Source organism: Burkholderia sp. Bp8994, from assembly GCF_003853805.1.
Classification (GTDB): Bacteria; Pseudomonadota; Gammaproteobacteria; order Burkholderiales; family Burkholderiaceae; genus Burkholderia.
The window spans coordinates 124,485-150,905 of the sequence record NZ_QTQH01000009.1; the positions used below are offsets into that span (position 1 = coordinate 124,485).

General features: G+C 68.9%; 23 protein-coding genes. 7 read left to right on the plus strand and 16 right to left on the minus strand.

The genetic code is table 11. The features are described 5' to 3' along the window. Window positions 1-80: 80 nt before the first annotated feature. The 8 genes from DIE04_RS11795 to DIE04_RS11830 form a co-directional block, all read right to left on the minus strand. Window positions 81-1,418: an MFS transporter gene (locus DIE04_RS11795; RefSeq protein WP_124522032.1), complete on the minus strand. Its 1,338-nt coding sequence runs from the start codon at window positions 1,416-1,418 to the stop codon at window positions 81-83. A 173-nt stretch (window positions 1,419-1,591) separates the two neighbouring features. After that, window positions 1,592-2,638, minus strand: coding sequence for an ABC transporter substrate-binding protein (locus DIE04_RS11800; protein WP_124522034.1), 1,047 nt, complete (start codon window positions 2,636-2,638; stop codon window positions 1,592-1,594). Continuing rightward, on the minus strand, window positions 2,635-3,786 hold the full coding sequence (locus DIE04_RS11805) for an FAD-binding oxidoreductase (RefSeq protein ID WP_124522037.1): 1,152 nt from the start codon (window positions 3,784-3,786) through the stop codon (window positions 2,635-2,637). The genes DIE04_RS11800 and DIE04_RS11805 overlap by 4 nt, the downstream gene beginning before the upstream one ends. Further along, window positions 3,779-5,224, minus strand: a complete 1,446-nt coding sequence (locus tag DIE04_RS11810) for an NAD(P)/FAD-dependent oxidoreductase (RefSeq protein ID WP_124522039.1) — start codon at window positions 5,222-5,224, stop codon at window positions 3,779-3,781. The genes DIE04_RS11805 and DIE04_RS11810 overlap by 8 nt, the downstream gene beginning before the upstream one ends. Further along, complete coding sequence (locus DIE04_RS11815; RefSeq protein WP_124522041.1) at window positions 5,221-5,568, minus strand: (2Fe-2S)-binding protein; 348 nt, start codon at window positions 5,566-5,568, stop codon at window positions 5,221-5,223. Before DIE04_RS11815 ends, DIE04_RS11810 begins: the two co-directional genes overlap by 4 nt. Further along, entirely contained in the window at window positions 5,568-6,362 is a 795-nt protein-coding gene (locus DIE04_RS11820) for an ABC transporter permease (protein WP_124522043.1), read from the minus strand. Before DIE04_RS11820 ends, DIE04_RS11815 begins: the two co-directional genes overlap by 1 nt. Further along, window positions 6,359-7,357 (minus strand): ABC transporter permease, encoded by a 999-nt coding sequence (locus tag DIE04_RS11825; RefSeq protein ID WP_124522045.1) that lies wholly within the window; start codon window positions 7,355-7,357, stop codon window positions 6,359-6,361. The genes DIE04_RS11820 and DIE04_RS11825 overlap by 4 nt, the downstream gene beginning before the upstream one ends. Then, on the minus strand, window positions 7,358-8,440 hold the full coding sequence (locus DIE04_RS11830; RefSeq protein ID WP_044845344.1) for an ABC transporter ATP-binding protein: 1,083 nt from the start codon (window positions 8,438-8,440) through the stop codon (window positions 7,358-7,360). A gap of 294 nt (window positions 8,441-8,734) precedes the next feature. Here DIE04_RS11830 and DIE04_RS11840 point away from each other — a divergent pair, with 294 nt between their 5' ends. From DIE04_RS11840 to DIE04_RS11865, 6 genes are all read left to right on the plus strand, one after another. Beyond that, complete coding sequence (locus DIE04_RS11840; protein WP_124522047.1) at window positions 8,735-9,625, plus strand: IclR family transcriptional regulator; 891 nt, start codon at window positions 8,735-8,737, stop codon at window positions 9,623-9,625. A 315-nt stretch (window positions 9,626-9,940) separates the two neighbouring features. After that, window positions 9,941-11,056, plus strand: a complete 1,116-nt coding sequence (locus DIE04_RS11845) for a porin (protein WP_409333447.1) — start codon at window positions 9,941-9,943, stop codon at window positions 11,054-11,056. Between the two features lie 39 nt (window positions 11,057-11,095). Next, window positions 11,096-11,308 carry a DUF3311 domain-containing protein gene (locus tag DIE04_RS11850; protein WP_124487649.1) on the plus strand — a complete coding sequence of 71 codons (213 nt, stop codon included), beginning with the start codon at window positions 11,096-11,098 and terminating at the stop codon, window positions 11,306-11,308. After that, window positions 11,305-12,783, plus strand: a complete 1,479-nt coding sequence (locus DIE04_RS11855; RefSeq protein WP_044845341.1) for a sodium:solute symporter — start codon at window positions 11,305-11,307, stop codon at window positions 12,781-12,783. The genes DIE04_RS11850 and DIE04_RS11855 overlap by 4 nt, the downstream gene beginning before the upstream one ends. 103 nt (window positions 12,784-12,886) lie before the next feature. Next, on the plus strand, window positions 12,887-14,371 hold the full coding sequence (locus DIE04_RS11860; protein ID WP_124522051.1) for an amidohydrolase family protein: 1,485 nt from the start codon (window positions 12,887-12,889) through the stop codon (window positions 14,369-14,371). A 131-nt stretch (window positions 14,372-14,502) separates the two neighbouring features. Continuing rightward, entirely contained in the window at window positions 14,503-14,886 is a 384-nt protein-coding gene (locus tag DIE04_RS11865) for a hypothetical protein (RefSeq protein WP_124522053.1), read from the plus strand. 112 nt (window positions 14,887-14,998) lie between these two features. Here the strand turns inward: DIE04_RS11865 and DIE04_RS11870 are convergent, their stop codons facing one another. The 7 genes from DIE04_RS11870 to DIE04_RS11900 all read right to left on the minus strand — a co-directional run bounded on the left by DIE04_RS11870 (window position 14,999) and on the right by DIE04_RS11900 (window position 23,805). Further along, window positions 14,999-16,561: a methyl-accepting chemotaxis protein gene (locus DIE04_RS11870; protein ID WP_124522055.1), complete on the minus strand. Its 1,563-nt coding sequence runs from the start codon at window positions 16,559-16,561 to the stop codon at window positions 14,999-15,001. Window positions 16,562-16,996: 435 nt separating this feature from the next. Further along, window positions 16,997-18,496, minus strand: a complete 1,500-nt coding sequence (locus DIE04_RS11875; RefSeq protein WP_124487645.1) for an alkaline phosphatase family protein — start codon at window positions 18,494-18,496, stop codon at window positions 16,997-16,999. Between the two features lie 313 nt (window positions 18,497-18,809). Then, window positions 18,810-19,580, minus strand: coding sequence for an ABC transporter substrate-binding protein (locus DIE04_RS11880; RefSeq protein ID WP_124522057.1), 771 nt, complete (start codon window positions 19,578-19,580; stop codon window positions 18,810-18,812). A 150-nt stretch (window positions 19,581-19,730) separates the two neighbouring features. Next, a complete protein-coding gene (locus DIE04_RS11885) occupies window positions 19,731-20,960 on the minus strand; it encodes a cyanate transporter (RefSeq protein WP_124522059.1) in 1,230 nt (409 codons plus the stop codon). A gap of 202 nt (window positions 20,961-21,162) precedes the next feature. Next, window positions 21,163-22,539 carry an FAD-containing oxidoreductase gene (locus tag DIE04_RS11890; protein ID WP_124487642.1) on the minus strand — a complete coding sequence of 459 codons (1,377 nt, stop codon included), beginning with the start codon at window positions 22,537-22,539 and terminating at the stop codon, window positions 21,163-21,165. A gap of 226 nt (window positions 22,540-22,765) precedes the next feature. Further along, a complete protein-coding gene (locus tag DIE04_RS11895; protein WP_124487641.1) occupies window positions 22,766-23,341 on the minus strand; it encodes a hypothetical protein in 576 nt (191 codons plus the stop codon). Then, entirely contained in the window at window positions 23,341-23,805 is a 465-nt protein-coding gene (locus DIE04_RS11900; protein ID WP_044845332.1) for a GNAT family N-acetyltransferase, read from the minus strand. Before DIE04_RS11900 ends, DIE04_RS11895 begins: the two co-directional genes overlap by 1 nt. Before the next feature lie 178 nt (window positions 23,806-23,983). On the opposite strand from DIE04_RS11900, the gene DIE04_RS11905 reads away from it, so the two are divergent. Next, window positions 23,984-24,622 (plus strand): LysE family translocator, encoded by a 639-nt coding sequence (locus tag DIE04_RS11905; RefSeq protein ID WP_124522061.1) that lies wholly within the window; start codon window positions 23,984-23,986, stop codon window positions 24,620-24,622. Window positions 24,623-24,891: 269 nt separating this feature from the next. Here the strand turns inward: DIE04_RS11905 and DIE04_RS11915 are convergent, their stop codons facing one another. After that, window positions 24,892-26,103, minus strand: a complete 1,212-nt coding sequence (locus DIE04_RS11915) for a hypothetical protein (protein WP_124522063.1) — start codon at window positions 26,101-26,103, stop codon at window positions 24,892-24,894. Between the last annotated feature and the right edge of the window lie 318 nt (window positions 26,104-26,421).

Here is a 26,421-nt window from a genome sequence, read left to right on the forward strand (position 1 = left end):
CGCCGCGCACGCGTGCATGCGGTACCGCAAAACGGTGTGCCGTTCGCCGGCCGGAAGCGTCGCGTGCGCGGCGGCTACGCTCATGCCGCGTCGCCGCGCGTGTCGGCAGCAGGCGCGCCGCGCGTCTCGCGCATCACGCACAGCGTCACGACGGTCACGAGGCCGAGCGCCACGAGGAACAGCGACACGGGCCACGACGCGTGATAGCGCGCGAGCAGTGCGGTCGCGATCAGCGGCGACATGCCACCCGCGAAGATCGAGGCGACTTCATGGCCGAGCGCGACGCCCGAATAGCGCACCTCGGTGCTGAACAGCTCGCCGACCAGCGCGGGCAGCGTGCCGATCATCGCGCCGTGGCTCACCGCGGTGCCGACCGTCAGCGCGAGCCACACGAGCGGCGTCGCGCGCGTGTCGAGCAGCCAGAAGAACGGAAACGCGCACGCGACGAGGCTCAGCGCGCCGATCAGGTACACGGGCTTGCGGCCGATCCGGTCGGACAGCCGGCCCCACGCGAGCATCGCGCCCATTTCGACGATCATCGCGATCATCACGCCGGTCAGCATCACGCCGTTCGGGATGCCGACGTATTTGCCGTAGACGAGCGAGAACGCGAGGAAGATGTACGCACCGCCGTTTTCGGCGACGCGCAGCCCCATCGCGAGCAGGATTTCCTTCGGATGGCGGCGGATGCATTCGACGATCGGCAAGTGCGTGTGCGCGCCGCGCTTGCCGGCCTGCTCGTAGTCGCGGCTTTCCGGCAGGTGGCGGCGGATGTAGATGCCGATCGCGAAGATCGCGATGCTCGCGAGGAACGGCAGCCGCCAGCCCCACGTGCGGAACGCGTCGTCGGGCAGCGCCTGGGCGGCGAGAAACGCGGCCGACGACAGCACGAAGCCGCCGCCGACGCCGAGCTGGCTCCACGCCGCGTAGTAGCCGCGCTGCTCGGGCGGCGCGTTCTCGCTGATCATCAGCACGCCGCCGCCCCATTCGCCGCCGGACGCGATGCCTTGCAGCAGCCGCAGCACGACGAGCGCCGCCGGCGCCCACAGGCCGACCTGCGCGTAGGTCGGCAGCAGGCCGATCGCGAACGTCGACGCGCCCATGATCAGCAGCGTCCACACGAGCGACGCCTTGCGGCCGTAACGGTCGCCGACATGCCCGAACACGATCCCGCCGAGCGGCCGCGCGACGAAGCCGAGCGCGAACGCGGCGAACGCTGCGAGGCTGCCCGCGAGCGGCGACGCGCCGGGCGGAAAGAACACGTGGCCGAACACGAGCGCGGCGGCCGTGCCGTAGACGAAGAAGTCGTACCACTCCATCGCGTTGCCGGCGACGGAGGCGATGACGATGCGGCGAAGCTGCCGGTCGGCGAGCGGCCGGGCGGCGCTCGGGGATTGCATGGTGTCGGTCGGGTACATGGCGGACTCTGAAGGGGGGCGGGTGCGTGCCGTCTCTGCGACGCATGCGGCACTGCGGGCTAGTGTTGTCGGCACCGCCGCCCCGGTCAAATCCGCAGAAAAAGGGGAGTGTCATCACTCCCGCAAATGATGGTCGCGGCGCGCACGGCCGTACCCGCGCACGCCGGTGCCCGTCACCGCTCGATCTGCCGGTTCCAGCGCGTGTCCCACTGCGCGCGGCGGGCGTTGATCGCCGTCCAGTCGACCACCGTCAACTTGCGCACCAGATCGTCGACGTTGCCAAGGCTTTGCTGCATCGCAGCGGGCATCTTCGCGAGGCGATTGGTCGGGATCTGCTTGCCGGCTTCGGCCGCCTTCGTCTGCGCGGGTGCGGACAGCAGGAACTGCGCGAGCTTCTGGGCCAGTTGCGGATCCGGGTTGTTCGCGACCACGCACAGATCGACGAGCAGCAGCACCGGGCCTTCCTTCGGGTTCGCATACGCGACCGGAATGCCCTTGTCCTGCAGGTCGCCGACGCCGGTCGGCGTCAGCGGGAACAGGCCGGCCTCGCCGGTCTGCACCATCTCGGAGATCTTCGCCGAGTTCGGGATGTACTCGACGACGTTCGGCCCGACCGTGCTCGCCCACTTGCTGAAGCCGGGCTCGACGTTCTGTTCGCTGCCGCCGAGCAGCCGGTTGATCGCGAGAAATCCGTGCAGCCCGAACGTGCTGCTCGACGCGGACTGGAACACGACCTTGCCCTTGTATTTCGGGTCGGCGAAATCCATCCACGACGTCGGCGGCGCCCAGCCTTTCTCCGCGAACAGTTTCTTGTTGTACGCGATGCCGGTCATGCCGAGCTGCACGCCCGCGCCGACATCGTCCTTCATTCGCGCGAACGGATAAAGCTCCTTCAGTACCGGCGAGTCGTCGAGCTTCTGGCATACACCGAGGCTGACCGCGCGCGCCATCACGCCGTCGTCGAGGAACGCGACGTGGATTTGCGGTTTGTTGCGGTTCGCGAGCAGCTTCGCGAGCACGTCGGACGAGGTGCCGGGCACGACGATGACCTTCACGTTGTTCGCCTTCTCGAAGTCGGGCAGCACCTGGCTCGTATAGGCCTTTTCCATCGGGCCGCCGTTCATGCCGACGTAGATCGTCTTGGTTTGCGCGAACGCCGGCGCGCCGGCGCCTGCGAGGCAGAGGGCGGCAGCCGCCGCGATCGTTCCGAGCAGTTTCATCGTTGGGTCTCCTCTTGACGGAAAGGGGCGGTCGGCGCGGCTTGGGGGAAGAAGCGGCCGATCGAGAATGCATCGAGTGGCGTGGCGGTTTCGCCGATTGTGACGAGCTCGGCGAGCACTTCGCCGACGCCCGGCGCGAGCAGGAAGCCACCGCCGGAAAAGCCGAACGCATGCAGCAGGTTCGGCGTGGTACGGCTAGCGCCGATGATCGGGTTGTGGTCGGGCGTGCAGCCTTCAACGCCGCTCCACGTGCGGATCAGCAGCGCGTCGCGCAATGCGGGCAGCAGCGCGCACGCATCGCGCATCACCGCGCGCGTCGTGTCGACCGACGGCTGGCCGAACTCGCCGTCGCCGCGGCCGCGCCCGCCGCCGATCACGCAGTTGCCGCGCGCGACCTGCCGGGCGTACACGCCGCCGCCGTACACGCCGAGGTTGTGCGTGATGAACGGCGGCAGCGGTTCGGTCACCCACATGTTCGGGTAGATCGGCTCCATCGGCACGGCTTCGCCGAAGCGCTCGGCGATCGTGTTCGCCCATGCGCCGGCCGAGTTGATCAGCCACGTCGAACTGAACGCACGGCCGCCCGCAACGACATGAAAACGCGTGCCGTCGTGCCGGGCGTCGTCGACCGGCGTGTGCTCGAACACGTCGGCGCCCGCTGCGCGGGCCGCGCGCGCGAACGCGGGCGACACGACACGCGGGTTCGCGTGCCCGTCGGTCGCGCACAGCGAGCCGCCGACCGCGGCGCGGCCGAGCCACGGGTAGCGGCGGCGGAACGCGTCGCCGCGCATCACCTGCAACGGCAAGCCGTGCTCGCCGGCAAGCGTCGCGTAGGCATCGAGCGCATCGAGATCGGCGTCGCTGCGCGCGAGCCGCAAATGACCCGACACGACGAATTCGCCGTCGATGCCGATCAGCTCGGGCAGGCGATCCCAGATGCGCCGCGCGCGCAGCGCGAGCGGCAGTTGTGCGGCGGGGCGGCCCTGGCAGCGCACGCCGCCGTAGTTCACGCCGCTTGCCTGCGCGCCGCAGTCGCGGCGCTCGAACAGCGCGACGCGCAAGCCGTGCCGCGTGAGCGCCAGTGCAGCCGAAGCGCCGACGAGCCCGCCGCCGACGATCGCGACGTCGTAGTGACGGCGTTCACTCATCGCGTGCCTCGTCGGGAATCGCCGCGACATCGTCGCCCACGAGTGCGGCGGAGATCGGGAACGGCTTCACCGGCGGTTGCGCGCGCAACCGGCCGACGTCCGCGAGCGCGCGGCCGGTTTCCGCGGCGAGCACGAGTGCGGTCGCGTCGCCGCACATGCGGCCCTGGCAGCGGCCCATCCCGGCGCGTGTCAGCGCCTTCAGCCGGTTCAGCTCGGTCGCTTCGCCACCGCGGATGCAGCGTCGCAGCGTACCCGCGTCGATTTCCTCGCAGCGGCACACGATCGTGTCGTCCGGGCAGCGCGCGGCGAGTGCGGCGGGCGGCGCGAACGCCGCTTCGAGGCCGGCACGGAACGCGCCGAGCCGGGCGAGCGTGCGATCGAGCGTCGCTACATCGGGCTTGCCGGCCAGCGACGGCGACGACGACGGCATCGCGATACCCGCATCCCCGAGCAGCGCGAGCGCCGCGCGTCGCCCGGACGCCTCGGCCGCGTCGGCGCCTGCGATGCCGGCACCGTCGCCCGCCACGTAGATGCCGCGCACCGATGTGCGGCCGGCCGCATCGCGTTCGGGCAGCCATGCGCGGTTGAGCGGATCGAAACGGAACCGGCAGCCGGCGAGATCCGCGAGCTGGGTCTCGGAACGCAGCCCGAAGCCGAGGCCGAGCGCATCGCAGTCGAGCATCCGCGGCGGCGCGTCGCCGCCGGCCGCGCGCCATGCGAGGCCCGTTACGTGCCGCTCGCCGAGCACGCGCTCAAGCGTGACGCCGGTTTCGATCGCGACGCCGTGCGCGCGCAGCCAGCCGATGTAGTACAGCCCCTTCGCGAATGTGGACGGCATGCGCAGCAGGGCGGGCGTCGCGGCAGCCTGCCGGCGCAGCGGGCTCGTGTCGAGCACGGCCGCGACCTGCGCGCCGGCCTTCGCGTACTGATAGGCGACGAGATACAGCAACGGCCCCGTGCCCGCGAACACGATGCGGCTGCCGATCGCGCAGCCCTGCGCCTTCAGCGCGACTTGCGCGCCGCCGAGCGTATAGACGCCCGCGAGCGTCCACCCGGGTACCGGCAGCATGCGATCGGTCGCGCCGCTCGCGACGATCAGGTGCGAGAACGGCACGGTCGTTTCGCGGCCGTCCTGCAGCGTGTCGACGCGGCCCGCGCCGCACGCCCAGGCGAGCGTGTTCGGCCGATAGTCGACGTGCGGCAGCAACGCGGCCATGGTGCGGTGCACGGCATCGGCCTTCGCGGCCTCGAAGCCGTACAGCGCGCGCTTGCCGCGCGCGAACGCGCCGTCGGCCGGCGGCTGGCGATAGATCTGCCCGCCCCAGCGCGCGTTCTCGTCGATCACGACGGGGCGCAGCCCCCCGTCGACCAACGCCTCGGCCGCGCGCACGCCGGCCGGCCCCGCGCCGACGATCACCGGCCGCAGTGCGTCGCTCATGATGCGTCTCCGGCCGTGTCGGGCTGCGCGCCGGTGAGAATCCGCATGCCATCGGCGATCGGCGTCGAGCAGGCGCGCACGCGGGCACCGGCCTCGGTGCGGACCCAGCAGTCCTGGCACGCGCCGATCAGGCAGAAGCCCGCGCGCGGCTTGCCGCTGAATTCGCTCACGCGCACGCGGCGCTGCGCGACGAGGATCGCGGTGAGCACGGTGTCGCCGGCGAGCGCCTGCGCGGGGCGGCCGTCGAGCGTGAACGCGACGGCGGCGCGCTCGCGTTCGGCGACGCGCACGAATTGCGCGCCGTCGTCCGCGTTGTCGGTGGAGCGGGAAACGAAGGTCGTCATCAGTGTTGGCCGATCAGGATGCGGTTCAGGCCGTACACGCGATCGAGCAGCAGCATCGCGCCGGCGGTGATGAAGATGACCAGAGCCGATACCGACGCCATCATCGGATCGATCGATTCGGTCGCATACATGTACATGCGCACCGGCAGCGTGACCGTCTGCGGCGACGTGACGAAGATCGACATCGTCAGCTCGTCGAAGCTGTTGATGAACGCGAGCAGCCAGCCGCCGGTGATGCCAGGCAGGATCATCGGCAGCGTGATGCGGCGGAACGTCGTCCACGGATCGGCGCCGAGCGAGCATGCGGCCTGTTCGACGCTGCGGTCGAGGCCCGCGACGGACGCCAGCACGAGCCGCATCACGAACGGCGTGATGACGATCATGTGTGCGAGCACCAGCCACGCGAACGAGCCGGTCGCGCCGATCAGCGCGAAGAAGCGCAGCAGCGCGATGCCGAGCACGAGGCCGGGAATCACGAGCGGCGACAGCAACAGGCTGTTCAGGAACGCGCGGCCGGGAAAGGTCGCGCGGCCGATCGCGAGCCCGGCGGGCAACGCGATCGCGAGCGACAGCGTCGCCGACGCGAATGCGAGCTTCACGCTGTTGGCGAACGCGGTGACGAAGTCCGGATAGTCGAGGATCGCGCGGAACCAGCGCAGCGACAACTCGTGCGTTGGCAGCGTCAGCGTTTCGTCGGGCGTGAACGCGACCAGCACGACGATCGCGAGCGGCGCGAGCACGAACAGGATCACGAGCGTATGGAACGCCAGGGCGAACGGGCCGTTCTTTCTCATCGGGAAGCGCCTCCGAGGCTGCGCGCATAGCGGCGTTCGAGCACGCGGTAGTAGGTGAGCATCACGACGAGGTTCGCGACCAGCAACAGCACCGCGATCGTCGCGCCGAGCGGCCAGTTCAGCGAGCCGAGGAATTCGTCGTAGACGGCGGTCGCCGCGACCTTCAGGCGGCGTCCGCCGAGCAGGCCGGGAATCGCGAACGCGCTCGCCGACAGCCCGAACACCATCAGGCTGCCCGACAGCACGCCCGGCATCAGCTGCGGCACGACGATGCGGCGCAGCGTCGTGAACGGCGACGCGCCGAGCGACAGCGCCGCGTGCTCGGTCTGCGGATCGAGCCGCTGCAGTGCCGTCCAGACGGGAATCACCATGAACGGCAGCATCACGTGGACGAGCGCGATCACGATCGCGAACGTGGTGTATTCCAGCTTGTACGGCCCGAGGCCGACGAGCCCGAGTGCCTGGTTCACGAGCCCGCTCGTGTTCAGCAGCATGCTCCAGCCGAACGCGCGCACGACGACCGACACGAGCAGCGGAGCAAGGATGACGAGCAGGAACAGCGAGCGCCACGGATCGCGCATCTTCGACAGCACGTACGCTTCGGGTGTGCCGATCGCGACGCAGATCGCGGTGGTCAGCGCGGCGATGCCGAACGTGCGCGCGAAGATCGTGTGGAAGTACGACGAGCCGAGCACCTCCGCGTAGTTGCCGAGCTGGAAGGCGGCGATCGGACCTGTGGCCGGGTCGTAACGGTAGAACGTGAGCGCGAAGGTCATCGCGAGCGGCACGAGCACGAGCGCCGCGAACAGTGCGAACGCGGGCGCGCACATCAGCCACAGCGGCGCGTGCGCACGCCACGTCGCGCGCAGCGCAACGCTGCCGGTGCGAAGCGGAACGGCGTCGGCCGCGTTGGCCGCCGCGGTCGCGGCCGCGCCCGATGGCGCGAGCCCGGCCGGCGCGCCGTCGGTCGAAAGCGGACGGGTAGGCTGTCGCATTCAGGCCTCCCGGCGCATCACGCGCACCGCGTCGCTGTGCCAGTCGACGCCGACCGGCGCGCCTTCCGCGAGCGGCTCCGCGCCTTCGTTCTGGCAGCACACGAGCACTTCGCCGAGCGCGCTGTCGACGCGGTACAGCCACTGGCTGCCGAGGAAGAAGCGGCTCGTGACGGTCGCGGCGAAGCGGCCCGCGCCGGGTGCGCACAGTCGTAGCTTCTCGGGACGGATGCACACCGACACGGCATCGCCGATGCGCACGTCGCGCTCGCGCGCCGGCAGGTGCACGGTGCGGCCGGTCTCCGCGAGATCGTGGCCGAGATCGATGCGGATCGCGTCGCCGTCGTGCGCGACGATCGTGCCGGGCAGCAGGTTCGCCTTGCCGATGAACTGCGACACGAAGTGGTTCTCCGGGCGTTCGTACGCGCGGTACGGCGTGTCCGTCTGCGTGATGCGGCCGGCTTCCATCACGACCACGCGATCGCTGATCGACAGCGCTTCCGATTGATCATGCGTGACCATGATCGTCGTCGTGCCGATCTTGCGCTGGATCGCGCGCAGTTCGAACTGCATCTCCTCGCGCAGCTTCGCGTCGAGGTTCGACATCGGCTCGTCGAGCAGCAGCACCGGCGGCTCGATCACCACGGCGCGCGCGATCGCGACGCGCTGCCGCTGCCCGCCGGACAATTCACGCGGAAAGCGGTGCGCGAGCGCATCGAGGCGCACGAGCGCGAGCGCCGCGCGGATGCGCTCGGCGCGCTCCGCCTTGTCGACGCCGCGCATGTCGAGCCCGAAGCCGACGTTCTCCGCGACGCTCATGTGCGGAAACAGCGCATAGCTCTGGAACACGATGCCGAGCCCGCGGCGGTTCGGCTTCATGTGCGTGATGTCCTGCCCGTCGAGCGCGATGCGGCCGCGGGTGACGTCGACGAAGCCGGCGATCATCTGCAGCGTCGTGGTCTTGCCGCAGCCCGACGGCCCGAGCAGCGACACGAATTCGCCTTGTTCGACCGACAGGTTGACGTCGGCGACGGCGGTGAGCGCGCCGAACGATTTCGTCAGATCCGTAAGCGTGAGAAACGACATGGAGCACTCCGGGTTCGCACACCGCATGGCCGGTGCGTCATTGACGCGGACTCTAGCCAGCCATATTTCGGAGCGTCAATTTGGAATTCTGCTCAACGAGATGAATTTCAGAAAAATTCCAGTGAACGGAATGCTTTGCCGAGTCGCCGGCAAATCGTTCCGTTGAATGAAGCGCGGGCAGGTGGTGAAAGACGCGCGTCAATCCCGTGCACACCCGGATGCCGCGCGCATTTTGGCGACACGACAATGGCAGCTGATGTATTCCGTTCAATGAAATCATCGAGGAGAATCCGCATGCAGGAACCGCATTCGCCCGGAACGTCGCGTGCCGTACGCATGCCGGCCGCGGACGAGGACGCCGCCGTCGATGCGGCCGGCGCGCCGGGCACCGGCATGCTGCAGCGTGCGTTCGCGATCCTGCGCGCGCTGGCCGGCATGCAGCAGGACGGCGTGCGCGTCACGCACCTCGCGAAGGCCGTCGGCCTCACGCAGGGCACCGCGCACCGGATCCTGCAATCGCTGATCGCCGAAGGGATGGTCGAGCAGGACGAACAGTCGAAGCTGTACCGGCTGAGCGTCGACTTCTTCGCGCTCGCCGCGCTGGCCGGCAACCCGAGCAGCATGCGCACGCTGTGCCGGCCTGCGCTGCTGCGGCTGTGCGCAAGCCTCGGCGAGACGATCTTCCTGCTCGTGAAGAGCGGCTTCGACGCAGTGTGTCTCGATCTGTGCGAAGGCCCGTTCCCGATCCGTTCGTTCACCGGGGACATCGGCGGGCGCATTGCGCTCGGCGTCGGGCAGGGCAGCCTCGCGATCCTCGCGTTCCTGCCGGATGCCGAGCGCGAGGAAGTGATCCGCTTCAACGTGCCGCGCATTCGCGGTTACGGCGTGCTCGACGAGGTCTACCTGCGCACCGAGATCGAGCGCGTGCGCGAGCTCGGCTACGCGGGCCGCAACAGCGGCGTGCTCGACGGGATGGCCGGCGTCGCGGTGCCGATCCTCGATCGCACCGGCTACCCGGTCGGCGCGCTGAGCGTTGGCACGCTGGCGTCGCGGCTCGGCGACGACCGGATGCCGATGGTCGTCGAGCTGCTCCGGCGCCAGGCCGATGCGATCGGCCCGCGCACGAATCCGTTCGACGCCGCGTTGCGGCGCCCGATGCACGGTCTATCCGGGAAAACCGCATAGGCGCGTCGCGCGTTACCGTTTCGTCAGCTTGCTTACGCGAGCCATTCATGTCTGAGCAGAATGCGTCGCGTCCGGCGGGCTTCCATGCTTTCTATCGGCTTGCAGGCGCGTGCATTCGCCGCCCGTTTCCCCTTCATCCGTCTCCATTCGATTTTCAACTGCCGCCCAGTTGAACATTTCATTTCTTGATGCGACTGCGGCTGGATACCATCCAGCCACTGTCTATACAAGCCGACCGGCGCGTATGGCCAGCATCAACAAAACACAACATCGACAAGACGGTTTGGAGAGGAGATGACGGAGATGGTGCGAACGATGGGCAGGAAGACGGGCGTCGCGTGCATGAGCGCGGCCATGGCGATGAGTTTCGCCGGCGCCGCGCACGCGCAGTCGACGGTGACGCTGTACGGGATCGTCGACGCCGGCGTGACCTACACGAACAATTCGAAGGGCCATGCGCTGTGGCAGTTCACGGGCGGCAACGAATCGGGCCCGCGCTGGGGCTTGATCGGCAGCGAGGATCTCGGCGGCGGCCTGAAGGCGAACTTCCGGCTCGAGAACGGCTTCAACGTCGCGAACGGCGCGCTCGGGCAGGGCGGCCGGATGTTCGGCCGCTCCGCGTGGGTCGGCCTGAGCGGCGCGAACTGGGGCGCGGTGACGCTCGGCCGCCAGTACAACTCGACGCAGGACATCCTCGGCTCGCTGCAGATGAGCAGCTTCCTCGCGCAGTACTCGACGCACCCGTTCGACAACGACGACATCAACAATAGTTTCCGCACCAACAACGCGGTCAAGTACGTGTCGCCGACGATCGCGGGCCTGCAGGCGAACCTGATGTACGGGTTCTCGAACTCGACGGGCTTCTCGAACGACAACTCATGGAGCGCCGGCGTCACCTATACGCACGGGCCGCTCAATGCAGGCGCCGCCTATGCGCGCGTGAACCATCCGGCGGCCAGCGCGACGGGCGCCGTTGCGTCCGACAACTACTACCCGGGCTCGGCGTCGGTGTTCGGCGCCGGTCTGTCGAGCGCGGTGCGCCAGCAGATCTGGGGCGCGGGCGGCAATTACACGATCGGCGCGGCGACGCTCGGGCTGCTGTACACGGGCTCGAACTTCGGCCAGGCGACGGGCGGCGCGCTGCGCTTCAACAACTACGAAGGCAGCGTGCGCTACCTGATCACGCCCGCGCTGATGGCCGCGGCCGGCTACACCTATACGAAGGTCGCGCGCGGCGCCGACGACGGTCATTATCAGCAGGTGTCGGCCGGCCTGCAGTACCTGCTGTCGAAGCGCACCGACGTGTACGTGAACGGCTTCTACCAGAAGGCGTCGTCGGGCGTGGGCCACGCGTGGATCGACGGGACCGACGGGCCGTCGTCGACGACGTCGCAGGTGGCGGTGGTGGTCGGCATCCGCCAGAAGTTCTGATGCGCTGACGCGTTCGCGCGTCTTCCGGAGGAGACATAGATGAAATTCAGACTGTTGCTGGCGGCGCTGCCGTTCGTCGGGATGTACACCGGCGGCTCGATCGCCGAGGTGCGGCCGCTGCTGTTCGGCCTGCCGTTCCTGCTCGTGTGGAACCTGATCTGGATGGCGGCGACCGCCGCGATCCTCGCGATCCTGTTCCACCTCGACGAGCGCGACGTGGCCCGCGACGGCCGCACGGGAGACGCGCGATGAACGCCTCGATCATCATCATCGCGGCGTTCGCCGTGTTCGCGCTCGCGATCGGCGTGATGGCGCGGCGCGGCCGCAAGCTCACGCTCGAGCAGTGGGCGGTCGGCGGGCGCGGCTTCGGTTCGCTGCTCACGTTCCTGCTGATGGCCGGCGAGGCGTTCTCGACGTTCTCGTTCCTCGGCGCGAGCGGCTGGACCTACAGCAAGGGCGTGCCCGCGTTCTACATCCTGTCGTACGGCTGCCTCGCGTTCGTGATCGGCTACTGGATGCTGCCCGCGGTGTGGCGCTACGCGAAGGCGCGCGGGCTCGTGTCGTTCGCCGACTACTTCGCGTCGAAGTACGACAGCCGCGCGATCGGCGTGCTGGTGTCGGTCGTGGCCGTGTTCGCGATGGTGTCGCTGCTGATGATCCAGCTGCGCGGCCTCGGCGTGATCGTGTCCGAGATGTCGTACGGGCTGATTCCGCAAGCGGCCGCGATCTGGATCGCCGCGACGCTGATGGCCGTGTACATGGTCGTGTCGGGCATCCACGGTTCGGCGAGCATCGCGATCTTCAAGGACGTGCTGATCCTCGCGATCGCGATCTTCCTCGGCCTGTACCTGCCGATGCACTACTACGGCGGCCTCGGCGAGATGTTCGCGAAGATCGACGCCGCGCATCCCGAACTGCTGCGCATGCCCGAGCACGGCTTCAACCTGAGCTGGTACAACTCGACGATCCTGCTCACGTCGCTCGGCTATTACCTGTACCCGCACGGCTTCACCGCGATCTACGTCGCGAAGGACGAACGCGCGCTGCGCCGCAACGTGATCCTGATGCCGCTGTACCAGGTGCTGATCGCGTTCCTGTTCCTCGTCGGCTTCGCGGCCGTGATGACGGTGCACGGGCTCGAAGGCGCGCAGACCGATCTCGCGCTGCTGCGTCTCGTGAAGCAGACGTTCCCCGCGTGGTTCGTCGGCATCGTCGGCGGCACGGGCCTGCTGACCGCGCTGGTGCCGGGCTCGCTGATCATGCTGAACGCCTCGACGACGATCGCGCGCAACATCTACCGCGAAGGCTTCGCGCCGAACGCGACCGACCGCGAGGTGACGCGCGTCGCGCGGATCGCGCTGCCGATCTTCACGCTGGTGGTCGTCTACTTCGTGCTGCGCGGCGGCGCCACCTTCGTCACGCTCGCGATCTTCTCGTCGAGCCTGCTCACGCAGCTCGTGCCGATGCTCGCGTCGAGCTTCCTGAAGCGGCCGTTCGGCACGCGGGAAGGCGCGTTCGCGGGGATCGTCGCCGGTGCGATCGTGATCGCGCTGACGAACTACTACGGCGTGACGCTCGCGTCGCTGTTCCCCGGCGCATCCAGCACGCTGACGTCGATCAACCCCGGGCTCGTCGCACTCGCGGTGAACGCGGTGGTGTTCATCGCGATCAGCGCGGCGCAGCGCAAGCTGAAGGCGCGCGTGGCCGCGCCGGCCCGCTCCGCGTGACGACCCGATCGGCGTGCCGCCGCCGAACCGCCGGGCGACTGCCCGGCGGTTTTTCCGTGCGGCGGCGCCCGGCCCCTTCTAACTACAACAGGACACCGAAACGATGACGACCGAGAACAAGGCCGACGACCAGGCCGACGACCGGCGCGAAGCGATCGACACCCTGATCGCGAATGGCTGCGTGATCACGATGGACCCGCAGCGGCGCGTGATCGAGAACGGCGCGGTTGCCGTGAGGGGCGACCGCATCGTCGCCGTCGGCGACACCGCCGAATTGCACGCGCGCTTCCGTGCCGCGCGCACGATCGACGCACGCCGCAAGGCCGTGCTGCCGGGCCTGATCGATGCGCATGCGCACGCGGGCCACGCGATGCTGCGCACGATCGGCGGCGCGGACGGCGATGCGTGGTCGGCCGCGGCCGAGACGATCTATACGCGCGCGTCGGACGAGGCGTTCTGGGAAACCGAATCGCATCTCGCGGCGCTCGAACGGCTGAAGGCCGGCGTGACGACGGGCGTGTCGCTGCTCGGCGGCGGCAACTCGATCATGCGCGTCGACGATCCCGTCTACGCGCGGCGTCATTGCGATGCCGTGGTGCGCACCGGCACGCGCTCGATCGTCGCCGTCGGCCCGTCGCGCCCGCCCGCGCCGCGTGCATACACGCGCCACGCGCCGGACGGCGGCGAGACGCGCGACATCGATTTCGACACGATGTACGACGTGTGCGAACGCATCGTCGACGAATGCCACGGCGACGCCGACGGTCGAATCAGGATCGCGATCACGCTGCCGGTGTACGGGCCCGAGCACGACCCGGAACTCGCGCAGTACGAGCGGGATTTCCGCGATCAGGCCGCACGCTACGGCGCGCTAGCGCGCGAGCGCGGCCTGACGTTCACGCAGGACGGCCATCGCGCGGGCACGCTCGCGTTCGCGCATCGCGAACTCGGACTGCTCGGCCCGACGTCGTTCATGTCGCACAGCATCGACCTGACCGACGACGACATCGCCGCGTGCGTGGAAACCGGCACCGCGATCGTCCACAACCCGAGCGCGATCATGTCGATCATCGGCCGCTGCCCGGTGCCCGAGCTGATCGATGCGGGCGTGACGGTCGCGATCGCGTCGGACGGCGCGGCGCCAGATCGCGGCTACGACATGTTTCGTCACATGTGGCAGTGCATGCACTACCATCGCCGCCATTTCCGCGACCCCGACGTGCTGCCGCACGGCAAGGTGCTGGAGATGGTGACGATCGACGCGGCGAAGGCGCTGTCGCTCGATCACGAGATCGGCTCGCTCGAAGCCGGCAAGCTCGCCGACCTCATCCTCGTCGACCTGTTTCGCCCGCACATGATGCCGATGAACATGCCGGTGTATCGCGTCACGTGTTTCGCGAACGCGGCCGACGTGTGCATGACGATGGTCGGCGGCCGCGTGCTGATGGAGGATCGGCGCGTGCTGTCGGTCGACGAGAACGCGATTCTCGAGCGCGTGATGGAAGTCGCGGAGACGATGATCGAGCGCAGCGGGTTGCGTCGCCTGCTCGACGAACCGAAGACGCTGTGGGGGCGCAGTCACTACTGAGCGAGGCCGCGCGGGCAGGCATTTGCGCGGTGCGATGTCGGCGAGGCCGGTCCTTTCGGGGCCGGCTTTTTTTCTGGTTTCGCCGCCGACGGACATGCTAGGATTTCTCTCAAACAACTTCGGAGACAGCTATGCCGTTCATCTGCGAAAACGTTGAATGTCGTGCCGTGCTGGCGCGCGGGCAGGTCAAGTCTCGCCAGGATGATGCGGGATGGTGCTTCTACTGCCCGGACTGCAAGGCCAGGAACGAGTTGATGGCGATCGGCACGGCCGGTGGCTCCGTCGAGCTGGTTCAGCCGGAGCGAGCGAGCCCGCCGCACAAGGTCGTCGCGACGGCCCGGCCACTGGACGACGGCAAATACGCGGCGCAATTGCGCGTTCAGCGGGCGCTGGCGGTGAGGGGAACCTACGCGGCCGAAGAGCACTGGGAGCAGCTCGGTGTATTCCCCGATGCGCAGGAGGCTGTCGAGCATGCGAAGTCGTTCGCAACCGACCTGCTGGAGCGGGCGGTCTAGTCACACACGGCACACCGCACACCGGCGATCCACCTGTTGCCCGTCACGACACCGGGCTGCGGCCCGGGTGTCGTGACGGGCCGGCCAGCCCGCCACGGGCCGGGCCGTTACATCACGCCGCCGCCGCTTCTCGCAGACGGAATTGCGCGACGGCATCGCTGAGCCGCGCGCCCTGATCCTCGAGCGACAACGCCGCGGCGGCCGCTTCCTCGACCAGCGCGGCATTGCGCTGCATCGTCTGCTCCATCTGGATGACCGCGGCATTCACCTGCTCGATGCCGGCGGACTGCTCGTCGAAGGCGATGCTCGTTTCGCCCATGATCGCGTTCACGCGCTCGACCGCGACGACGAGCTCAGTCATCGCCGAACCGGCGAGTGCGACGAGACCGCTGCCGTCTTCGACGCGCTGCGCGGAATTGCCGATGAGTTCGCGAATCTCCTTCGCCGCCGATGCGCAGCGCTGCGCGAGCCCGCGCACCTCGGTCGCGACGACGGCGAAACCGCGTCCCTGTTCGCCCGCGCGCGCCGCTTCGACGGCGGCGTTCAACGCGAGGATGTTGGTCTGGAATGCGATGCTTTCGATCACGCCGACGATGCCGGAAATCCGCGCGGAGCTGTGCGAGATCGCCGACATCGTCTCGACGACGCGCTGCATCGCGTCTCCGCCCTTTGCCGCGATGCCGGCCGCACCCTCGGCGTAAGTGCGCGCATCGCGTGCGTTGTCCGCGTTCTGGCGCACGGTTGCCGTCAGTTGCTCCACGCTCGCCGCGGCTTGCTGCAGCGAGACGGACTGCTGCTCGGTGCGCGCGGACAGGTCGACGTTGCCGCTCGCGATCGTGCGCACGTCGCCGACGATCGTCTCGGTGCTCGCGCGCACCTGGCTCACGGTTTCGACGAGGCCGTCCTGCATGCGCTTCAATGCATTCAACAGATACGCCATTTCGTTTTCGCCCGGAATGACGACCGCGCCGGTCAGGTCGCCTTTCGAGATCCTGTCGAAATGCGCGACGGCGAGATGGATCGGCGCGATGATCGCCTTCGCGAGCACGCGCTGCGCCAGGAAGCCGACGACCAGCGCGAAGGCGGCGACCGCCGCCATGGCCCACACGATCCGGTGGAAGCGTTCGCCGGCCGCGTCGTAGCGCGCCTTCTGGCGCGCGACCTGGAACGATTCGAGCGCATCGATCGCTTCCTGGTAGGCGGTGAAGAGTGCCGGCGGCGCGGTGCGGTGCGTGTCGAGGAAGTCGAAGGCGTTGTCGTGGTCGAGTTGCGACATCGCTTTCAGGAAAGCCCGATCGAGCAAGGTGCGACGGCGCTGCTGCAGCGTATCGAACAAGGCCTGCTCGTCGGCGTCGCGCGCATGCAACCGCGAGTACGCGTCCAGTTCGTCGTCGCTCTGCTTGAGGAGCGTGTGGAGCTGCGCGATTTCCGCCTTCGCGGGCTGGCCGGCGCTGATGATCTGCGCGACGTCGCTGACGCGTTCGCGCAGCACGAGCATGCGCTCCGAGCTGGTTTTCAGGTGCAGCAGCGACGCGGTGTCGTCGCGGTACATTGCTTCGAGCGAGCCGTTGCCGGCGTAGAGCGCGGCGATGCACGCGCCGACGACCAGGACGAGCAGCGCCGTATAGCCGGCGACGGTCGCGACGAGGCCGCCGCGGATGGTGAGTTTTCGCATGACGTTCCCTTGCCGGCGGCCCGACGGGCGGCCGACGGCGGATGTGGATTCCGGATCACGAACGACGACGGGCGCCGCGTTGCAAGGCGGGGCGCCGGGACTGCGAACGGGTTAACGGCGGGCCGGGCGCGGAGGTTTTATCTGCACGCGACGCGAATCTGGATGATTGCGACAGCGGGGGACGGAGGGTGGATGCGTGCTCGCGAAGCACGGCGCGCCGATCGTCGAGGCCACGTCGCATGCGCCGCTCGGGATGCACGCGAATCGTCCGTGGCCCCGGCCATCTGCCGGTCGCCGTCGGCCAGTCGCGACCGGATCTCGGCGATCGACTGATCGCGCTGATACGTGGCGAACTGCCGGGTGTTGCCCTACGGATCCCCGGCCATCGCTCGCCTGTCGCCGTATCGTGTGTCGACCGCCGCCTCCATGCGGCCGTCAGCCTCCGGTCCTGAACCCCAGTGCCGCGGCCTTCGCGCGCAACTCGGCGAAGCGGTCGACCGCCGGATTGGTTGCGGGATTGGCCGCCGGATTGGCCGCCATTTGCGACGGATCCACGCCGGTAACCGAACCGGGCGACGACGGCGCGGTCGTCCCGGGACACGTTCCGCCGAACGGACCTTGCGGGACCGTGAACGCCGGCGCGTCCGTGCGCGGCGCGTCGTTGAAATCGAGCGCGTAAGCGAGATTGAAGGTCGCCGGATCGCTGCCGCGCACGCCGAGCGGCTTCAGCCCGAAACGCCATTGCAGCAGCGCGTGAATCGAGCTCGGGTCGAACGGGTAGCGCGTCACCGAGCCTGCCCGCACGCGCGGGCCGAGCAGGGCGAGCGGCACGCGAAAGCCGAGCTTGCCGTCGTTGCCGAGCGCGAGCTCGTTGTTGCTGATCGGCCGGATCGGCGGCACCGCGTGCTCGAGAAAACCGCCCCACTCGTCATATACGACGATCATCAGCGTGCGGTTCCAGGTGGGACTCGTGCGCAGTGCGTCGTACACCTGGTTGAGAAACGCCTGCCCGTCGCGGATGTCCGCATGCGGATGGTCGTCCGCGGACGCACCTTGCAGCTCGCCCGCGAAAACCGGGTCGACCATGCAGAACGGCGGCAGCGTTCCCGCCGCCGCATTCGCCAGGAAATCCGCGAACGCATGCGAGATGCCGAGATAGCGCGTGCCATACAGCGCGGTGAACGGCACGTCGTGGTAGTAGTAACTGCAACCGATGCCGGCGTCGCTCAGGTTGTCCCAGATCGTGCGCAGCGACGAATTGTCGGGGGTATCGGTGAGGCGGTCGGTGGCGCCGCTGTGCAGGTAGAGGCGATTCGGAAACGTATTGGTCAGCACGCCGCTGAAGTAGAAGTCGCCGATGGTGTAGCTGCTTGCCGCCGCGCTGAAGAACGGCAGGTCGGCCGACGTGTAATAGCCGATGGGCAGCAGGTCGCCCTGGGTCAGGCTCGTCCCGGGCGTCAGGAGCCAGCCGTTCATCTCGCCCGCAGCCAGTTGCGTGCGCGCGCCCTGGTAGGTGTGGTTCGGGTCGTGGTACGCGCATGCCTGATAGCCGTAGGCGGGATTCGCCGACAGCGGAAACGGTGCGTTGGTCCCGCCGAACGCGTCCCTGAACTGCCGATTGGCGGGCATCCCCTCGGCACCCGGCACCCAGCTCATGAAATGGTCGAACGATCGATTTTCCATCGTGACCAGCACGATGTGATCGATGCCGGAACTCGCCGGATCGGGCAACGCCGGCCGCGGCAGGCTGTAGCGATTGCCGCCGTTCGGCGACGGCGTGTCGCCGATCGATGGGGCGCGCGCATTGCCGTCCACGGCCGATATGCCGTCCCCTCCGCCGCCGCAACCCGGCAGTGCGACACTGCCGGCCACCGCGGCAACGCCGGCGAGAAAGCGGCGGCGATCGTAGCGGCGATATGCATTCGTCTCGTCCATGACAACGTCTCCTTCGTTATTGAATGCGGCGCTGGCCAGCCGATCACGCATCGCGGCAGCCGCGAAGCGACGCGCGCTCGCCGTTCGAACAGGCGAGCGGGCGCAAGGCGCAAGCTTCGTGCCTGTCGCTGAACAGGTGGCACTTCGTCGGTGATTGCGAATAGCGAAGCCGTCGTCAGACGATGGGTCGATGCCATTGCACCGGGCGTGGGTGGAAAGGAGTTGACGAACCGGTTCCGGAAAAGAAGAAAGGGGGCGTCGCACTCGCATGCGCCGCCCCCTTTGAGCCACCGGCCGCAACCGGCCGAGTCCGTCAGTTGTAGATATCGAACGAGAAATACTTCTTCGCGATCCGCTGATACGTGCCGTCCTGGATCAGGCTGGCGAGCGCCTGGTTGATCTGCGTGCGCAGCGCGTCGTCATCCTTGCGCACGCCGATCGCGGAACCGACGCCGAGCGTCTTCGGGTCATGCAGCGGCGGCCCCGCGAACGCGAAGTTCGCGCCCTTCGCGGTCTTCAGGAAGCCGAGATCGGCCTGTACCGATGATTGCAGCGACGCGTCGAGACGACCGGCAATCAAATCCTGATAGACGAGGTCCTGCGTCTGGTACGTGCGCACGATCACGCCCTTCGGTTCCCAGTACGTGCGCGCATAAGTCTCCTGCGTCGACCCCTGTTCGACGCCGACGCTCTTGCCGGTCAGCGACTCGGCCGTCGGCTGCAGGTTCGCGCCGCGTCGCGCGACGAGGCGCGGCGGCACGTTGTTGATCTTGTCGGTGAACGCGATCTGCGCGAGGCGCTTCTCGGTCACGCTCATCGACGACAGCACGCCGTCGAACTTGCGCGCCTTCAGCGCCGGGATCATCCCGTCGAAGGCGTTCTCGACCCACACGCAGCGCACCTTCATGCGTTCGCAGATCGCGTTGCCGAGGTCGATGTCGAAGCCGACGAGCGTGCCGTCGGGTGCGAGCGATTCGAACGGCGCGTAGCTGGGATCGACGCCGAGGCGCAGGACGGCCGGGTCTTTCGCGGCGGCGGCGGCGGCCGTCAGCGCGAGCGCGACGGCGATGACGAGCTTTTTCATGATTGTCTCCTTACCGATTGATGTCGTTCTGGGGTGAAGCGAATGGCGGCCGATGGGCGTGACGGCCCGCGCCCGGCCATGCGCGGGCGGCTGGACGAGCGCCGCAAGCGGCCGGCGATCGTCCGGATCAGGGAAGCCGATGTTGCGGTGTCAGCGCGCCGCGCCGGTGACGCGCGCCATGCTGCGCCGGTAACCGGCGGGCGAGAACGTGGCGTTCAGCGCGGCCATCGACGCGATCACGCCGAGATGCATCCACCACGCGATCGCGAAGCCGCCGCCGGCGTCGCGCAGCCAGCCGATCAACCACGGGCTCGCGGCGACGGTCAGGAAGCCGACGCCTTGCACGAACGCGGCGAGCGCACCCGCGAGCCGCGCATCGGGCAGGTGATCGAGCGTGACGATCAGGCTCATCGAGAAGAAGCCGCCGAGCCCGATGCCGACGCTCGCGACCCACATCCACGGCGCGAGCGCGGGCATCGTCGCGAAGCCGGCGAAGCCGGCCGTCTGCAGCGCGAGCGTGAGCCACAGCACCGGGCGGCGATCGTGCGAACGTTTCGCGAACATCGGCATCGCGAGCGCGCCGGCCGCCTGGAACAGCGCCATCCACGCGAGCAGGTTGCCGCTCGCCTGCGGGTTCATGCCGACGCTGCGATAAAACGCGGGCAGCCACGCGACGAGGCTCGCATAGCCGCTGTTGCTGAGGCCGAAGAACAGCGCAAGTTGCCATGCGCGCGGAATGCGTACGAACGCGGCGACGGGCGCCGATGCCGCCGCCGCATGCAGCGCGTCGCGCGGCGCCTTCGCGCGCCACAGCGCGAGCGTGACGAGCGCGGGCACGGCCCACACGGCGAGCGACAGATGCCAGCCGCCGTGCGCGGCGAGCCACGGACTCGCGACCGCGCCGAACGCACCGCCACCGACCAGCGCGGCCGAATAGAGGCCCATCGCGAGCGGCAGCCGGTCGACGAACCAGCGCTTGGCGAGGCCCGGCGCGAGCGACTGCACCACGGCGACGCCCGCACCCGCGACGATTGCCGTGACGGCCAGTCCGGTGCTGCCGTCGCTCCACAGGCGCGCGGTACAACCCGCGGCGATCAACGCCAGCGCGGCGAGCAGCGCGCGTTGCTCGCCGAAGCGCCGCGCGAGCCCGACGCCGAGGCCGGCGACGACACCCATCAGCACGAACGGCAGCGTGGTCAGCAGCGCCGCCGCGCGGAAACCGAGGCCCGTGTCGGCACGCACGAGGTCGAGCACGGGGCCGAACGCGGTCAGGAACGGACGCAGGTTGAGCCCGGCCAGCACCAGCAGCGCGAGCGCGCCATAGGACACGGAAGCCGCGTGCGGGCGGGAAACGGCTTGCGCGGTGCCGGGGTCGGTCATCGGAATGCTCCAGAGGGGGCCGGTGGCCCTGTGATGCGATGCCGAAAGGGTAAAGGCGCGCTCGTCCAGGTGAAAATTAAATATTCGACTGGCGATCAGTGCGGTTTGCGATGGCACGGCGCCGCGTGACGGGGCCGGATGGGCAATGTGCAGCGCGCGTGCATAACGGGCGCGCAGGATGCACGCCCGTTTCCGCGATCCTTCATTCGACCGGATGCAGATCCTGCAGCAAGGTCGGCACGAGCTCCGACACGGTCGGGTGGATGTGCATCGTGCGGCTGATCGTCGTGTACGGCGCGCCGGCGGCCATCACGTCGAGCATGCCGTGCACGACCTCGTCGCCGGTCACGCCGAGGATCGACGCGCCGAGAATCGCATGGCTGTCCGCGTCGACGATCACCTTCATGTAACCCAGGCTCTCGCCTTTTTCCACCGCACGGCCGACGCGCGTCATCGGCCGCGTGCCGACCAGCAGCCGGCGGCCGGTCTGCTTTGCTTCCGCGAGCGTCATGCCGATGCGGGCGAGCGGCGGATCGATGTACATCGCGTACGCGTTGATGCGGTCGGACACCTTGCGCGGATCGTTGTCGAGCAGGTTGGCCGCGACGATCTCGTAGTCGTTGTACGCGGTATGCGTGAACGCGCCGCGCCCGTTGCAGTCGCCGAGCGCCCAGATGCCGGGCACGCTGGTGCGCAGCTGGTCGTCGACCGTGATGTAGCCGCGCGCGTCGGTCGCGACGCCGGCCCGCTCGAGCCCGAGATCGTCGGTGTTCGGCACGCGGCCGACCGCGAGCAGCAGGTGCGAGCCCGCGACCTCGCGGCGGCCGCCGGTGCAGTCGAGGCCGACCGCGACGCCGTCGCCGTCGCGCCGTGCGCTCAGGCAGTTCGCGTCGAGCTGCACGTCGATGCCTTCGTTCTCGAGAATCTCGCGCACGGCCTGCGACACGTCCTCGTCCTCGCGATGGATCAGGCGCGCGCCTTTCTCGACGATCGTGACCTTCGAGCCGAAGCGGCGGTACATCTGGCCGAATTCGAGCCCGACGTAGCTGCCGCCGATGATCACGAGATGCTCCGGCAGGAAGTCGACGTCCATCATCGTCGAGTTGGTCAGATAGGGCACCGAGTCGAGGCCCGGCATCGACGGGATCTGCGCGCGTCCGCCAACGTTGATGAAGATGCGTTCGGCCTCGAGCACGTCGTCGCCCACGCGCACCGCATCGGGCCGCTCGAATCGGGCATGACCCTGAAACACCGTCGTGTGGTCGAGCCCGCGCACCCATTGCTCGACGTTGTGGTTCGAGCGGCCGGAGATCCGGTCCTTGCGCGCCTTCACGGCCTTCATGTCGACGCTGACGGGGCCGACCGACACTCCGTACTCCTGCGCGCGCCGCGCGAGTTGCGCGGCATACGCGCTTGCGATCAGCGTCTTGGTCGGGATGCAGCCGGTGTTCACGCAGGTGCCGCCGAAGCGGCCGCGTTCGACGATCGCGACTTTCATGCCGGCGCCGGCGAGCCGTGCGGCGAGCGGCGGCCCGGCCTGGCCCGTGCCGATGACGATCGCATCGAAGTGTTGCGTCATGACGTCCTCCTGCGCTGGTTCAACGTGGGAAGGGACCACGCGCAAGCCGCATGCCGCGCCGGCGCGCGCCCGAACGACGACGAGCGCCTATGGTAGACCGGTTGGCGGGGGGAGGCGAGTCGTACGGATGCGGGCGACGCGGAACATTGTTCATGACGGCCGGCAGGCTTCATGGCCGGCGGCAACGCGGCTGCGCGCCGGTTGAGGATTGCGCTGCGCGGGTCCTTCAGTCCTTGCGCCGCCATTGGCCGAACGATACCGGCCGGTGCGCATCGGCGCGCGTGACGGTGACTTGGTCGGGCTGCTCGTCGAGCGGAAACGATTCGGTATAGATCTCGCTGGAGAATAGCCAGCCCCGGGTGCGCGGGTCGTAGCGGAACGTCACGAAGTCGCTCCAGTGTTGCCCGCAGGCGACGAAGTTCTGCACGGTGAAATAGCGGCCTTTCACCGCGAGGCCGCTGTCGGCGGCGTCTTCGGGATCGAACGGATCGCACTGGCCGCCTTCGTTCGCGCGCAGGACGACGTGGTCGTTGCGCGCGGCGAGCCGGTACGCGCGATCGGGCTGTTCCTCGAAGATCAGCAGCGGGCGCGGCGACGGCTGCGCGCGCGTATCGGCTTCGCGATGCACGACGACGAGCAAGCTGCGCCGTCCGTTGCCGAGGTCCGGCCCTTCCTGTACAACGAGCGGCCGGTAGCCGGACGGCAGTTGCGTCGCGACCGATGGCGGCAGGTCGCCGGCGCGTGCGCCGGACGACAGTGCGGCGAGCAGCGCAACCAGGGCGCAGCGTGCGGTGGCGATCATCACAGATCCCGCCCGAGGAACTCGGTGCCTGGCACCGGATTGAACGCGACCGGCGGCGCGGGCGTGAAGCCGAGCGAACCATACAGTTGCCGTGCGGCGACGAACTCGGGCAGCACGTCGAGGCACATCCGCGCATAGCCGGCCGCCTTCGCGTCGCGCAGCAGCCGTTCGACGAGCTGGCGGCCGACGTTCAGCCCGCGCGCGTCTGGGCGCACGTACACGCGCTTCATCTCGCACGTCGTCGCGTCGATTTCCCGAAACGCCGCGCAGCCGACCGCGCGCTCGCCGTGCCATGCGAGCAGCAGTTGCCCGCGCGGGGCCGCGTATTTGCCCGGCAGTGCGGCGAGCTCCGGCTCGTAGTCCTGGAACGCGAGGCTGACGGTGGGGCTTGCGATGTATTCGCGGAAGATCGCTTCGACGACGGCGGCATCGTCGGGATAGCGGGCGGCGCGGATCTCGATCATGGGGCGGGGCGCGAGGGCGGGAACGGCAGCCAGCATAGCAGCGCGCGGGCGCTTTCGGCGGGCGGCGAAGCGTGCCAGAATCGTCGGCTTCAGCGTCGGCGATCGATGCAATGCGACTCGATTCTCGACGCGACACGCAGGCGCCGGCATGTCGGCGCCGTCGACCAAGGAGACTTCGATGACTGCATCGGCTGCCGTACTCGCCATTCTGGCCGCGCTGTGGCTTGGCGCAATGATTCCGGGACCGAGTTTCGTGCTGGTCGCCCGCAATTCGATCGGGCTGTCGCGCCGCGACGGGCTCGCGACCGCGCTCGGCATGGGTGTCGGCGGGATCGCGTTCGGCGGCGTCGCGCTGGCTGGGCTCTATACGCTGCTGCAGGCGGTCGAATGGCTGTACGTCGGGCTCAAGGTGGCCGGCGGCGCATACCTGATCTACATGGCGTCGAAGATCTGGCGCGGCGCCGACCGGCCGATCGCGATGGACGACCCGCAGGCCGTCGTCGCCGGCAGCGCGCCCAAGTCGTTCTGGACCGGCCTCACGACCCAGCTGAGCAATCCGAAGACGGCGATCTGGTACGGCAGCATCTTCGCGGCGCTGTTGCCGCAGCATCCGCCGCTGTGGTGCTACCTGGCGCTGCCGCCGCTCGTGTTCGGCGTCGAATTCGGCTGGTACACGATCGTTGCGCTGTGCTTTTCGACCCGCCGGCCGCGCGAACTATACCTGCGCGCGAAGAAGTGGGTCGACCGCGTCGCGGCCGGCGCGATCACGCTGCTCGGCCTGCGGCTGATCCTGAACGCGCCGAAAGCGGGGATCTGACGGCAGGCGGTGCCGCTCGCGCGCACCGTCGTTTCATTCCCGACGGGCATGCCGGCGCGGCCGGTCATTCCGTCCGGTGGCGGGACGGTCCGAGCCGGGCGATTCTTTTGGGCCCATCCGCCCCATCCGTCCGTCCATCAGCCCATCCGCTCATCCGCTCATCCGCTCATCCGCTCATCCGCTCAATCCGCTCAATCCGCTCAATCCGCTCAATCCGCTCAATCCGCTCAATCCGCTCAATCCGCTCAATCCGCCCGCGCGAGCGCGCGTCACACCGCCGGAAACCGCTCCAGCAGCGCCGCGAACCGCGCCTCGTCCGGAAACGCCTTCACTTCATACCGCACCGGGCGATGCGCGGTGGCTGTCATCAGGTCGCCGCACGCGTCCCGCAGCGCGGCCATCGGCACGTGCGCCGACTGCCGCGTCGCTTCCCGGTAGAGCACGACGATGTCCGTCTCGGGCAGCAGCGTCGGCACGCCGTCGCTCCACACGCTGACACTGAACAGTTCGCCGTTCTGCCGTCGATACACGGTGTAGGTCGCCACGAAGATGTCGGTGCCGTCCCGCTTGTGCAGGTCGTCCAGCTGCGTGCGCTGATCCTGGTAGTCGCCGGCGAGTTCGTCCACGCGCAGCGCGTGCAGCTTCGCCTCCAGTCCTGCCGGGATGAAGTTCCGCCACGCGGCGCCGTCCCAGCGCAGCATCAGCGGCGGCAGCGGACGCGGCTGCGCGCGCGCGTGTTCGGCAAGTTCGACCATCGTCGCGAGACCGGCCGTGTTGCGGTCGCCGGTGAGCAGCAGCACGGCCCGGTTCGGCGCCATCACGACCGGCGCGCCGGAGATCGGCTGGCGATGCAGCAGGTCGGTCAGCAGCAGCCGCGACGCGTCGTAGTAGTCGCCGAACTGCGACAGGAACACGCCGTCGCGCAACGCGACCCACGGTGCCGACGACGCGCCGCGCAGGTTGTCGATCGCGATGTCGCAGGCGGCGTCGAAGCTGACGCCCCATTCGGCGAGCCGCGCGCTCGTCAGCCGCGCGACGCTGAATTCGCCGTCGTACGCGATGCCGATCTCGAGGTTCTCGCACAGTGGCCGGAACGCCACCTCCGACGCTTCGGGCTGTCCGGCGAGCTGCAGCGCGACCGTGCCGCGCTCGGTCGCGCTGCGGATCACGGGGCGCAGCCGCGCGCGCACGTCGGCGAAGTTCGCCGGAATCTCGTGCTGCATCATCGCGTTCGCCTGGCGCAGCAGCGTCGCTTCGCGCTCGGTGGGCTTCGCGTCCGCGTAATCGCGGAACAGGTTGTGGAGGTTGATGATGTTCGACGGGGCATCGGCTTGCACGAGTCGGCCCTTGTCGTGTTCGTGAAGCCACTCGCGCGTGTCGCCGGTCGCGCGCAGCGCGGCGATCAGGCGTTCGGCGAAGTCCTGCCGGCTGGGCGGTTTGCTGAAGCGCTCGCGCAGGCGCGCGACGAAGTCGGAAATCATCGTATGCGGTCGGGCGGGCCCGTCTGTTATTGATCTCTCGTTGTCGTGAGCGGCGGCACCCGTCTGCCGGGGGCGCGACGCCTGCGGCCCGCGGATATCGGCCTGATACCCGGAATGCGGCCGGTGGCGGCCCGCGCGCCGGCTGCATGGCGGCGCGGGCCCGCGTCGGACGCGATTCGCGTGGCGGGTGTCGCGATGGTACCGCACGTCCGTGATGGAAACGCGTGTGGGTGAACGTTTGTTGATGCGCAGGCGAGAGCACCGAACCCCGAACCGGCCCGCGCCCGCCCGCTCCGGCTCTGGAACGCGGCCCGACTC